Raw genomic sequence first — 10,964 nt, 5'->3', positions numbered from 1 at the left:
GCCCTGGTGGCAGGTCACCAAGGAGTTCGCCAAGGCCAACGGCACCGCCAAGTTCAGCGGCTGCAAGGCATGAGCCGCCGCTAGCCGAACATGAGGCCCCCGCCCACCCGGCGGGGGCCTTGGTCGTTTGGGGCGCTAGCGCCCTCGCCAGACGGGCAGGCGCTTCTCCGCGAAGGCGGTCGGACCCTCGATCGCGTCCTCCGAACCGAGCATGGCCCGGTAGTTCGGGAGACTCCGGTCCTCCAGCAGCGCATAGGCATCGGCCAGCTCCAGCGCTTCCGTGGTGCGGGCGACCTCCAGCACCGCCGCCACCGCCAACGGTGCGCCTTCGATGATGCTGCGGGCCATGATCATCGCCTCGGCCAGCAGATCGCCCGGCTCCACCACCCGGTTCACCAGCCCCCAGGCCTCCGCCTCCGCGGCGGCCAGCTGCCGCCCGGTCAGCAGCAGCTCGATCGCGCGCGCCCGCGGCAGGCGCCTTGGCAGGCGCAGAGTCGCGGCGTCCGCGATCACCCCTATCCTGGTCTCCGGCAGCCAGAACCGGGCATGCGCTGCCGCCACCACCAGATCGCAGCACAGCGCCAGCTCGAAGCCGCCCCCCACCGCCATGCCGTTGACCGCACCGATGACCGGCTTGTTCAGGCCGGGCAGCCGGGCAATCCCGCCAAAGCCGCCCACCCCGTAGTCGCTGTCGGGAGCCTCGCCGGCCGCAGCCGCGGCCAGGTCCCAGCCCGCCGAGAAGAACCGCTCGCCGGCGCCCGTCAGGATCGCGACGCGCAGGGCCGGATCATCGCGGAACCGGGCGAAGGTCTCGCCCAGCAGCCGGCTGGTCGCGGCATCGATCGCATTCGCCTTCGGCCGGTCAATGACCACCGTCAGGACCGGCCCTTCGGCCGTGACGACCAGCGGTCCGCTCATGGCTCCACCATCCTCAACCCATCATCCTCACCAGCGCATCCGCCACCACCACGCCCTGCCCTTCCGGCCGGACCAGGATCGGGTTCACGTCCAGTTCCACCAGCCGGTGGGCCTCGGCCTGGGCGAACTCCGCCAGGGTCAGGATCGCGGCCACCAGTGCCTGCCGGTCGCCTGGCGCAGCGGCGCGATAGCCTGCGAGCAGCCGGCCGATGCGCAGCCGGTCCAGTGCCGCCTCCACCATCGCCCGGTCGACCGGCAGCAGGAGGATGCGGCTGTCGTCCAGCAGCTCGGCCAGCACGCCGCCCGCACCCAGCACCAGGACCGGCCCGAAGCCCGGCTCGCGGACGATCCCCACGATCACCTCGGCGACCACGTCGGTCACCATCCGCTCCACCAGGAAGTCCGGCCCGAGTGCCGCCATCGAGCGGACCGCGTCCTGGACCTGGGTGGCATCGACGAGGCCCAGCGCCACCCCGCCCAGCTCCGACTTGTGCGTGACGGTGGGGCTGGCGGTCTTGACCACCACCGGGTAGCCAAGCTCGTCCGCGGCCGTGGCACAGTCCGCGCGCGTCACCAAGCGCGACAGTGGCACTGGCAGGCCGTAGCGCGCCAGCATCGCCTTCGCCTGGACCTCGCCCAGCAGCACCGGCTGGCCCGGCGCCAGGTCGGGCATGGCATGAAGCGACGGGCCGCATGGCGGGGAGATGGACGCTGCCGCCACCGCCTCCAGCGCCTCCGCGATTCCCTGGAGCGGTGCGATCCCCTCCTGCAGGAGCAGGGAACGCCGGTCCCTGGGCAGGCATTCCGGCAGGGTCGCGACGACCGCAGCCGCTTGGCCGGTCCTTCTTGCCGCCCGCGACCACGCATCGACGGCAATGTTCCAGGAGGACGGGTCGCAGCCCTCCTGAGTGGGGTAGTCGACGATCAGCAGCGAGGTATCGAAGCCGTTCGCCAGCAAGGCGAGAAAGGCCGCTTCCAGACGGTCTCCCTGGCCCCAGATGAACGTCTGGTAATCCAGGGGATTGTCGGGCCGGACCCGCCCGTCCAGGGCAGCCGCCACCGCCTGCGCATGGGCGGGGGCCAGCGGCGGCAGCTCCAGGCCGAGCCGCTCCGCCTGATCGGCCACCAGCCCGGCCTCGCCGCCGCTGCAGGATGCCGAGCAGATCCGCCGCCCGGGCCGCCGGCCATGCACGTGGAGTAGCTTCAGCGCCTCCAGCAAGGTCGCGACGCTCGACACCTGGGCGATACCCAGCCGCTCGAAATAGGCGTCATAGACGCGTGCCGAGCCAGCCAGCGTGCTGGTATGGGTCACGGCCGCCCGGGCGCCTGCCGCCGAGCGGCCGGTCTTGAGCACCACGATCGGCTTGCCGGCCGCATGGGCCGCGCCTGCGGCGGCAGCGAAGGCCGGTGGATCGTCCAGGCCTTCCAGATGCAGCCCGATCGCGGTGATCCGCTCGTCCCGGGCGAGATGCGCCAGGAGCGGAGCTGCACCGAGCTGGGCCTGGTTGCCCAGGCTCGCCACCAGCGCGATCGGCACGGAGCGCTGCTGCATGGTGAGGTTAATCGCAATGTTGCCGCTCTGGCTGAGGATCGCGACACCCCGCTCAATCGGCTGCACCCCATGCTCGTCCGGCCAAAGTGCCACCCGGTCCAGTCCGTTCAGGATGCCGTGGCAGTTCGGGCCCAGCAGCGGCATGTCGCTGGCTGCGGCCACCAGGGCCTGCTGCAATGCCGCGGCCCCGGTCTCGGCGAATTCCGAGCTGAAGCAGACCGCCCCGCCACAGTCCTTGGCCCGCAGCTCTGCCACGATCGCCGGGCAGGCCGGTGCCGGCACTGCCAGGAACGCGGCATCAATCCCGTCCGGCAGGGCTGCCACCGACGGCACGGCGGCGATGCCGGCGATCTCGGCACGGCTCGGGGAGACGGGATGGATCGTGCCGGCAAAGCCGATCCGGCGGAGCTGGGCGATCGCCGGGCCGGCATAGCGGCCGGCGATCACCGCGACCCGGCGCGGCGCCAGGAGCCGGCCCAGCGGCCTCATGCGCCGAGCGGCCGGAGCATGGCGCGGCTGATGATGTGCCGCTGGATCTCGGAAGTACCCTCCCAGATCCGCTCCACCCTTGCGTCCCGCCAGATCCGCTCCAGCGGCAGGTCCTCCATCAGTCCCATGCCGCCGAAGATCTGCAGGGCCTCGTCGGCGATCCGGCCGAGCGCTTCGCTGGCGGCGAGCTTGGCCATCGCCGCATCCTCGTCGCGCATCATCCGCTGGTCGTGGCGCCAGGCCGCCCACAGGGTCAGCAGCTCGGCCTGCTGCAGCAGGAGCTTCATGTCGGCCAGCTTGAAGCTCACTCCCTGGAACTTGCCGATCTGCTGGCCGAACTGGCGGCGCTGCGCTGCCCAGTCCGTTGCCAGCTCCAGCGCCCGATGCGAGCGCCCGAGGCAGGTCGCCGCCACCTGCAGCCGGGTGGCGCCCAGCCAGTCATTGGCGACCTCGAAGCCCTTGTGCGGCTGGCCCAGCACCTGGTCGGCCGGCAGCCGGCAGTTCTCGAAGCGCAGCCGGCAATTGTGATAGCCGCGATGGCTGACCGAGACATAGCCGGGCAGGACCTCGAAGCCGGGTGTGCCCTTGTCGACCAGGAACGAGGTGATCCGCTTCTTGCGCCCGCGCGGCGTGCCCTCCTCGCCCGAAGCCGCGAACAGGATCACGAAGTCGGCGAGATCGGCATGGCTGATGAAATGCTTCTCGCCATCGATCACCCAGTCCGTGCCGTCCTGGCGCGCGGTGCACTTCATCGAGCGCACGTCCGAGCCGGCATCGGGCTCGGTCATCGCCAGGCAGTCGATCTTCTCGCCACGGATCGCCGGGAACAGATAAAGCTCGCGCTGTGCCCCCGTGCAGGCCTGAAGGATGTTGGAGGGCCTGGCCACCAGATAGTGCAGCGCATAGGCGGCGCGGCCGAGCTCGCGGTCGACCAGGCACATGGACACGGTATTCAGCCCACCGCCGCCCAGCTCCTCCGGCATGTTCGCGGCATAGAGCCCGGCCTCCAGTGCCCGGGCGATGACCTGCCGGACCAGCTCCGGGCGCACCGCCCGAGACCGTTCGACCTCCGCCTCGAAGGGATAGAGCTCCTTCTCCACGAAGGCGCGTGTGGTCTCGACCAGCATTTCCTGCTCGCCGGAAAGCCCGAAATCCATGGGTTTCAGCCCTTGCGCCGGATGCCGATGGTCCGCCCGGCATGGTCGGGCCGCGGTGCCTCGCGATGGACGGCGAAGATCGCGGCCAGCGCCGCCATCACGTCCGGCCGGATCGGCGCCGAACGCTGCGCGCCCGTGTCGACATGCATGAGCATCTGCTCGGTGACGGCGATCCGCTCGCCGGTCACATCGTGGAACATCTCGTGGAAGAGGTGCAGGCGCTTCTCATCGAGGTCGAGGATCCGGGTCGTGTAGCGCAGCCGGTCGCCGGCACCGACTTCCCTGAAATAATTGATGTGGCTCTCGACCGTGTAGAAGCTGTTGCCTCGGGCCCGGTAGGCCTCGTCGATGCCGATGAATCGGAACAGCGCATCCGAGGCGTCGCCGAAGGCCCAGAGATAGGAGCCCTCGGACATGTGCCCGTTATAGTCCACCCAGGACGGGTTCACCCCGCCGCGATAGAGCTGGAGCGGCACGTCGATGCGCGTGCCGGGCGTCCAGCGCGGGTACGCGATCCTGCCATAGAGCCTGGCCTCGTCGGCCGCCAGCGTCGCGCCGGCGCCCAGCTTGTGCGGATGCAGTGCGCGGATCACGTCCACCAGTGCCAGATCGCGCGCGCGCTCCAGCTCCTTGATGCTGCGCCCCGAGGCCTGCGCCTCGCAGCCCGCCACCATCCGCTCGATCAGCTCAGGCGTGAGGTCCGGCGCCTTCAGCCTAGTCCAGGGCCATTGCAGGGCCGGCCCGAACATCTCCAGCATGGCGCGCATCCCGCCCTCGCCGCCGGCTAGGTGGAAGATCAGGCAGGTGCCCCAGAACGACCAGCGCAGGCCCGGGCCATAGGCGATGGCCGCGTCGATCTCGTCGGTCGAGGCGATACCGTCGTTCACCATGTGCAGGGCTTCGCGCCAGAGCGCCTCCTGCAGCCGGTCGGAGATGTAGCCCTCGATCTCCTTGCGCACCTTGAGGGCATGCATGCCGATCGAGTCGTAGAACGCCATCGCCCGGCCGACCGCCGCCGGATCGGTCGCCTGCCCGCCCAGCACCTCGCACAAGGGCAGGAGATAGACCGGGTTGAACGGATGGCCGATCACCACGCGGCCGGGATGACGCAGCCCCGCCTGGATCTCGCTCGGCAGCAAGCCCGAGGAGGACGAGGCCAGGATCACGTCCGGCCCCGCCACCCGGTCCAGTGCCTGGAACAGTTGCCGCTTCAGCTCGATCCGCTCCGGCGCCGATTCCTGCACGAGATCGGCACGCTCGGCGACGTCCTCCAGGCTCCGCACGAAGGTGAGCCTGCCAGGCGGCGGCAGGGGCGCCTGCACCAGCTTGGCCATAGCCGGCCAGGCGTTCTCGACATTGGCGCGCAGCAGTTCTTCCGCTCCCGGGGATGGGTCGCTCGCGACCACATCCAGGCCGCGGAACAGGCAGCGCGCCGCCCAGCCCGAGCCGATCACCCCGGTGCCGACGAGGCCGACCGTCCTGATGGTCATGGCTGCGGCCCTCCTCAGCGCTGCCGCTTCAGGCCGAGCTTCTCGCGGGCCTCACCCGGCGAGAGCGTCCGCCCGCCTAGGAGACGGACGATCTCACAGGCTCTCTCGACCAGGCTCTCGTTGGAGGCGGGCACGCCCTTGTCCAGCCACAGATTGTCCTCAAGGCCGACCCGGACATTGCCGCCCAGCAGCATGGCCTGGGCCACCATCGGCATCTGCATCCGGCCGATCCCGAACGCGGCGAACTGCGAGCCGGGGTGGAGCAGGTCGCGCATCGCGGTCATGGCGCGGATGTCGGCGGGTGCCCCGAACGGGATGCCCATGCAGAGCTGGAACAGGGCCGGCGTCTCGATCAGCCCCTCCTCGATCAGCGTGTTCGCCATCCAGACATGGCCCAGCTCGAACACCTCGATTTCGGGGCGCACGCCGACCTCGCGGATGATCCGCGCCATCTGGCGAAGCTGATCGGGCGTGCTGACATAGGCGGCGCTCGCATAGTTCATCGAGCCGCAGTCCAGCGTGCAGATCTCCGGCTGCAGCTCCACGACATGGGTTAGCCGGTCCTCGACTGAGGCCATGTCGGTGCCCTCGCCACCCCGCCAGGGTTCCTGCGGATCGGGCACGAAGTCGCCGCCCATGCCTGCGGTCAGGTTGAGGACGACGTCCACGCCCGAGGCGCGGACCCGCTCCACCACCTCGCGATAGAGATGCGGGGCGCGCGCGGCCCTGCCGGTCTGCGGATCACGGACATGGACATGGGCGATCGCGGCCCCGGCTCTGGCCGCGTCGATGCAGGCCAAAGCGATCTGCTCCGGGGTCACCGGGATCGCCGAGTGCTTGCCTACTGTGTCGCCGGCACCGGTGACCGCGCAACTTACGATGACGTCCCGGTTCATGCTGCCGCCTCCCTTTTCTTGAAGCGAGCTTGGCATGATGCCCGGCTGCCCGTTTGACGAAACCGGCAATCTGCCTGAACTTTGTGGCATGCTCGATCCCGTCGCGCGCGCTGCCCCCGATCCGGTTGCGTTCTTGCTGCTGGACCGGTTCTCGATGATGGCGTTCACCTCCGCCATCGAGCCGCTGCGCGTCGCCAACCGTGCCGCCGGCCGGGAGCTCTATCGCTGGCAGATCCTGAGCCTGGACGGGCAGCCGGTGCAGGCGAGCAATGGTCTGGCGGTGCTGGCGGACGGGCCGATGCCCGAGCATCGGGCCTTCACCTCGCTGGTGGTGGTCGCGAGCTTCGAGCCGGAACGGCATGTGGTCGGCACCACGCTTGGCCGGCTGCGCCGGCTAGCCCGGTTCGGCGTGGCGATGGGTGCGCTGGACACGGGCGTGTGGCCGCTGGCGGCAGCAGGCCTGCTGGACGGCTATCGCGCCACCCTGCACTGGGAGGCGGCACCGGGCTTCGCGAGCGCGTTCCCGGCAGTCAAGCTTACTTCCAGGCTCTACGAGATCGACCGGGACCGCTTCACCAGTGCCGGCGGCACCTCGCCCTTCGACATGATGCTCCATCTGATCGGCCGACGGCATGGCGACACGCTGGCGAAGGCCGTCACCGAGCAGCTGGTCTCGTGCAGCTGGCGGGCGGGCGACCTGCCGCAGCGGCCGCGGATCGGGGCGAGGCTAGGCGTGCGGGATGGCCGGCTGGGCCGGGTGCTGGACGCGATCGAGCAGGATCCCGCGGCCAGCTGGCCGCTGCCGGTCCTGGCACGCCATGCCGGCCTGTCGGTGCGCGGCCTGACCGGCCTGTTCCGACGCGAGACCGGCCAGAGCCCGCACCGCTTCCTTTTGGACCTGCGCCTGCGCCAGGCGCACGACCAACTGCTCGGCACCGACCGGACGGTGCGCGAGGTGGCGCTGGACTGCGGCTTTGCCAGCCTGGAGCATTTCAGCCGCAGCTTTCACCGCCGCTTTGGCACCTCGCCCAGCGCGCTGCGGCGGCGCTGATCGCTCAGCCGCGCTCGATCAGGAAGCGGAACAGGCCGGGCTCGATCTCGCCGGCCTCGAGCAGCCGATGGCCGGCCACCTGGGCGAAGTCCGGGAAGTCACGCAGTGCCGCGGGATCGGTCGCGAGCACCAGCAGAAGCTCGCCCGGCGCCATGGCGAGCAGGCGCTTGCGCGCCTTCAGGACCGGCAGGGGACAGGCCAGATGCCGGGCATCCAGCCGGGCCGGCTCCGGCGCCGTCTGTTCCATCACCATTGCCGCCTCGCGATCCGCGCGCGGCAGTGGTACGCCCTCCATCGGTCAAGGGCCAGAGGCGGTTCATGCGGATCTTCGGCGTAGTCGGGTGGAAGAACAACGGCAAGACCACGCTGGTCGTCCGGCTGGTCGAGCAGCTCACCGCAAGAGGATTGCGCGTCTCGACGATCAAGCATGCGCACCACCAGCTGGACCTCGACCAGCCGGGCAAGGACAGCTACCGCCACCGTGCGGCCGGTGCCAGCGAGGTCATGCTGGCGACCAGCCAGCGCTGGATGCTGGTCCGCGAACTGCGGGGAGCGCCCGAGCCGGAGCTGGAAGAGTTGCTGGATCGGATGGCGCCGGTCGACCTGGTGCTGGTCGAGGGCTTCAAGCGCCATCGCCATCCCAAGATCGAGGTGCACCGGGGCGAGCGCGGTACCCCGCTCCTGGCACGGGACGACCCGACCATCGTCGCGGTTGCCGCGGACGTGCCGCTGCCCGGCTGCCCCGTGCCGGTGGTGGGCCTGGACGACGTGGCTGCGGTGGTCGAGATCATCCTGCGGACCTGCGAGATCGAGGCGATGGGGTGACGGGGCGGGGCTGGAAGGCGAGCTGCGCCGGCGCGCGGTCAGCTTCGCCTAAGCCCAGCGGCACATGGCTGCGCACGGGCAGTCGGTCACCGGCACCGAGCGGCTGCCGCTGGACCGGGCACTCGGCCGGGTGCTGGCCAGCGACCTCCAGGCACCGCGCGACGTGCTGGCCTTCGCCAATGCCGCCCTGGACGGGATCGCCTTTCGCTGGGCGCCGGAACTGGCCGAGGGTGGCGAGCTGGCGCTGCATCCCGGTCTGTGCGCTGCCGGCCACCCCGGGCCGCTGCGTCTGCCGGCGGGCCATGCCATCCGCATCCTGACGGGTGCGCCGATGCCGCCGGGCGCGGACACGGTGGTGCCGGACGAGGCCCTGCAGATCCAGGGGGAGCGTATCCGCATCCCGACCGGTGTCGAGCCCGGCGCCAACCGGCGTGACGTGAGCGAGGACGTGGCCACCGGCTTCTTGCCGCGGGCACCCGGCTCGGGCCATGGCAGATCGGCATGGCCGCAGCCCTGGGTGCGGGCGAGCTGACGGTTCATCGGCGGGTCCGGATGGCCCTGCTTCCCACCGGTGACGAGCTGGTCCCGGCCGGAGCGCCCTGGCGGGATGCAGCGGTGTTCGACGCGAACCGCCCGCTCCTGGCGGCCCTGCTCCACCTCTTGCCGGTCGAGATGCTGCTGGCCCGTGCCGGAGCTGGTGGCGCTGGCCCGCGATTGCCAGACCCGGCCCGGCCGCACCGAGTTCCTACGCTGCCGGCTGCGCACCACCGCCGAGGGTCACGGCTGGACCCGCTGAACCGCCAGGGGTCCGGCCAGCTCAGCACGCTGCTGAAAGCGGACGGGCTTGCCGAGCTGGGCTCTGGGTCGGGATCGGTCCGGGCGGGCGAGACCGTCCCGTTCCTGTCCTGGCCCGAGTTGGGATTGACTATATCAACTTATGGTTGATTTTGACGAGCATCGTTCGAAGGTTCAACTGGACGGACGCGCTGCTGCCTGCGGAGCTGCCCGGCCATGCTCGAGTTCGACCTGATCCTGGACCATGCGGCCCTGCTGGTCCGCCGCCTCGACTGGGCGGCACCGGCCTTCGAGCGGCTGGGTTTCCAGCTGGCGCCGAGGCTGCCCCACCAGGGCCAGCTCGAGCCTGGCGGCCGGACTCAGGCCTTCGGCACGGCGGGGTGCTGCATCACCCTGGATGGCAGCTATCTGGAATTAGTCGAGGCCACGGGCGAGACCGCCTATGCCCGGGCAATCGCCGAGCGCGCCGAGCGGCGCGAGGGCATCCATTTCGTGGGCCTCGCCACGGACGAGCTGACGCGACTCCATCGGGTGCTGGACGAGGAACTGCCAGGGCTGGCCGCGCCGCGCAGCCTGGTGCGGGAATGGCCGTTCGCCGGTGCGACCCGGCCCGCCAGCTTCCGCCTGACCCAGCTGGACGGCCGGAGCTGGCCGGATGCCGACCTGGCCCTGGTCAAGCATCATTCGCGCCAGGTGATCTGGCCGGACGTGCTGCCGGTGCATCCCAATGGCGCCAGGCGCTTGGCTGGGGTCACGCTGGTGGTGCGCGATCCGCAGGCCAGCCGCGGCCGGCTGGCCCGGCTGCTCGGCCGACCGCAGGGCGCGCATTTCCGCCTGGCCCAGGGACGCCTGTCGGTGATCGACCTGGTGAGTGCCGTCCGGCGCTTCCCCGGCCTGCGCCTGGCCGAGCCGGCCTTCCCGGCGGCACTCGCCATCGAGGTGGCGAGCCTGCGCCGGGTCGAGGCGCTGCTGCTCCGCAATGGCGTGACCCCCAGGCACAGTGCCAACGGCACGCTCTGGGTCGCACCGGCGGATGCCGGTGGCGCTGTGTTGGAGTTCAAGACCGGTCAGGTCGAGCACCGCGACGTCCAGGTGACGCAGCGCCACCGGATCGCAGGCTTTCCGGACGGGCCGGCGGCAGCCCCCGTCTGAAGCGGCGGGTCAGCCCGGCCAGTGCCGGGCAAAGAACTCCGCTAGCGCGGCCTGCGTGCGCTCCGGCTGCTCCTCGGGCAGGAAATGGCCGCAGGGCAAAGCTTGGCCGGTGACCGGGCCGGATGCCTTGACCCGCCAAGTGTCCAGCACGTCGAACTGGCGGTGCATCAGCCCCTGCTCGCCCCACAGCACCAGGAGCGGGCAGCCGATCCGCGCGTCCTGGTCGGCGGCGTCATGCTCCAGGTCCACGGAGGCAGCGGCCCGGTAGTCCTCGCAGGTCCCATGGACCACCGCTGGGTCGGTAAAGGCCTGGATGTAGGCCGCCACCGCCTCGGGCTGGAATGCGGCCAAGCCCATGCCCGACCAGCGTTCCAGCTTGGCCCGCACCCAGAAGGCGGGATCGAGCGAGATCAGACGCTCCGGCAAAGGCGAAGGCTGGCTCAGGAAGAACCAGTGATAGTAGCCGGACGCCAGCGCTTGGCTGGTCGCCGCGAACACGGTGCGCGTCGGCACGATGTCCAGCACCGCGGCGGCCGCGACCCGTTCGGGATGGTCCAGGCACAGCCGGTGCAGCACCCGCCCGCCACGGTCATGGCCGGCCGCGGCGAACCGCTCGAAACCCAGCCCGGCCATCACCGC

The 10,964-nt window shown here is 70.7% G+C and carries 12 protein-coding genes; 5 read left to right on the top strand and 7 right to left on the bottom strand.

Annotated features, from left to right (window positions below; all coding sequences use genetic code 11):
- Nucleotides 1-135: 135 nt before the first annotated feature.
- Genes EQG76_RS27325 through EQG76_RS27305 form a run of 5 tightly spaced genes read right to left on the bottom strand, consistent with a single transcriptional unit; the run spans nucleotide 136 to nucleotide 6,502 of the window.
- Nucleotides 136-918 (bottom strand): enoyl-CoA hydratase-related protein, encoded by a 783-nt coding sequence (locus EQG76_RS27325; RefSeq protein ID WP_159718159.1) that lies wholly within the window; start codon nucleotides 916-918, stop codon nucleotides 136-138.
- A 13-nt stretch (nucleotides 919-931) separates the two neighbouring features.
- Complete coding sequence (locus tag EQG76_RS27320) at nucleotides 932-2,959, bottom strand: acetate--CoA ligase family protein (RefSeq protein ID WP_159718157.1); 2,028 nt, start codon at nucleotides 2,957-2,959, stop codon at nucleotides 932-934.
- Nucleotides 2,956-4,116, bottom strand: coding sequence for an acyl-CoA dehydrogenase family protein (locus EQG76_RS27315; RefSeq protein ID WP_159718155.1), 1,161 nt, complete (start codon nucleotides 4,114-4,116; stop codon nucleotides 2,956-2,958). The genes EQG76_RS27320 and EQG76_RS27315 overlap by 4 nt, the downstream gene beginning before the upstream one ends.
- Before the next feature lie 5 nt (nucleotides 4,117-4,121).
- Nucleotides 4,122-5,606: a 3-hydroxyacyl-CoA dehydrogenase NAD-binding domain-containing protein gene (locus EQG76_RS27310; protein WP_159718153.1), complete on the bottom strand. Its 1,485-nt coding sequence runs from the start codon at nucleotides 5,604-5,606 to the stop codon at nucleotides 4,122-4,124.
- 14 nt (nucleotides 5,607-5,620) lie between these two features.
- Nucleotides 5,621-6,502, bottom strand: a complete 882-nt coding sequence (locus EQG76_RS27305) for a BKACE family enzyme (protein WP_159718151.1) — start codon at nucleotides 6,500-6,502, stop codon at nucleotides 5,621-5,623.
- Nucleotides 6,503-6,590: 88 nt separating this feature from the next.
- On the opposite strand from EQG76_RS27305, the gene EQG76_RS27300 reads away from it, so the two are divergent.
- Entirely contained in the window at nucleotides 6,591-7,553 is a 963-nt protein-coding gene (locus EQG76_RS27300) for a GlxA family transcriptional regulator (RefSeq protein ID WP_159718149.1), read from the top strand.
- 4 nt (nucleotides 7,554-7,557) lie between these two features.
- Here the strand turns inward: EQG76_RS27300 and EQG76_RS27295 are convergent, their stop codons facing one another.
- Nucleotides 7,558-7,800 carry a sulfurtransferase TusA family protein gene (locus EQG76_RS27295; protein WP_200841164.1) on the bottom strand — a complete coding sequence of 81 codons (243 nt, stop codon included), beginning with the start codon at nucleotides 7,798-7,800 and terminating at the stop codon, nucleotides 7,558-7,560.
- Between the two features lie 71 nt (nucleotides 7,801-7,871).
- On the opposite strand from EQG76_RS27295, the gene mobB reads away from it, so the two are divergent.
- From mobB to EQG76_RS27275, 4 genes are all read left to right on the top strand, one after another.
- Nucleotides 7,872-8,378, top strand: a complete 507-nt coding sequence (mobB, locus tag EQG76_RS27290; RefSeq protein WP_159718145.1) for a molybdopterin-guanine dinucleotide biosynthesis protein B — start codon at nucleotides 7,872-7,874, stop codon at nucleotides 8,376-8,378.
- Nucleotides 8,379-8,442: 64 nt separating this feature from the next.
- Nucleotides 8,443-8,910, top strand: coding sequence for a MoeA family protein (locus EQG76_RS27285; protein ID WP_159718143.1), 468 nt, complete (start codon nucleotides 8,443-8,445; stop codon nucleotides 8,908-8,910).
- On the top strand, nucleotides 8,880-9,323 hold the full coding sequence (locus EQG76_RS27280; RefSeq protein ID WP_159718141.1) for a hypothetical protein: 444 nt from the start codon (nucleotides 8,880-8,882) through the stop codon (nucleotides 9,321-9,323). The genes EQG76_RS27285 and EQG76_RS27280 overlap by 31 nt, the downstream gene beginning before the upstream one ends.
- Nucleotides 9,324-9,389: 66 nt before the next feature.
- Nucleotides 9,390-10,325: a VOC family protein gene (locus tag EQG76_RS27275; protein ID WP_159718139.1), complete on the top strand. Its 936-nt coding sequence runs from the start codon at nucleotides 9,390-9,392 to the stop codon at nucleotides 10,323-10,325.
- Between the two features lie 9 nt (nucleotides 10,326-10,334).
- Here the strand turns inward: EQG76_RS27275 and EQG76_RS27270 are convergent.
- Nucleotides 10,335-10,964, bottom strand: a 630-nt coding sequence (locus tag EQG76_RS27270) for an alpha/beta fold hydrolase (protein WP_159718137.1), incomplete at its 5' end; no start/stop codon positions are given.

The organism is Geminicoccus flavidas, assembly GCF_009806515.1.
GTDB lineage: Bacteria > Pseudomonadota > Alphaproteobacteria > Geminicoccales > Geminicoccaceae > Geminicoccus > Geminicoccus flavidus.
Note: the sequence above shows the minus strand (reverse complement) of the source record. Positions and strands in the feature narration are given on the sequence as shown.

Bases quoted from the DNA above. Each gene is read 5' to 3' on its own strand.
- EQG76_RS27295 (WP_200841164.1), bottom strand. From the start codon at position 7,800: ATGGAACAGACGGCGCCGGAGCCGGCCCGGCTGGATGCCCGGCATCTG.
- EQG76_RS27310 (WP_159718153.1), bottom strand. From the start codon at position 5,606: ATGACCATCAGGACGGTCGGCCTCGTCGGCACCGGGGTGATCGGCTCG.
- mobB (WP_159718145.1), top strand. From the start codon at position 7,872: ATGCGGATCTTCGGCGTAGTCGGGTGGAAGAACAACGGCAAGACCACG.
- EQG76_RS27325 (WP_159718159.1), bottom strand. From the start codon at position 918: ATGAGCGGACCGCTGGTCGTCACGGCCGAAGGGCCGGTCCTGACGGTG.
- EQG76_RS27275 (WP_159718139.1), top strand. From the start codon at position 9,390: ATGCTCGAGTTCGACCTGATCCTGGACCATGCGGCCCTGCTGGTCCGC.
- EQG76_RS27300 (WP_159718149.1), top strand. From the start codon at position 6,591: ATGCTCGATCCCGTCGCGCGCGCTGCCCCCGATCCGGTTGCGTTCTTG.
- EQG76_RS27305 (WP_159718151.1), bottom strand. From the start codon at position 6,502: ATGAACCGGGACGTCATCGTAAGTTGCGCGGTCACCGGTGCCGGCGAC.
- EQG76_RS27280 (WP_159718141.1), top strand. From the start codon at position 8,880: ATGGCCGCAGCCCTGGGTGCGGGCGAGCTGACGGTTCATCGGCGGGTC.
- EQG76_RS27285 (WP_159718143.1), top strand. From the start codon at position 8,443: ATGGCTGCGCACGGGCAGTCGGTCACCGGCACCGAGCGGCTGCCGCTG.
- EQG76_RS27320 (WP_159718157.1), bottom strand. From the start codon at position 2,959: ATGAGGCCGCTGGGCCGGCTCCTGGCGCCGCGCCGGGTCGCGGTGATC.
- EQG76_RS27315 (WP_159718155.1), bottom strand. From the start codon at position 4,116: ATGGATTTCGGGCTTTCCGGCGAGCAGGAAATGCTGGTCGAGACCACA.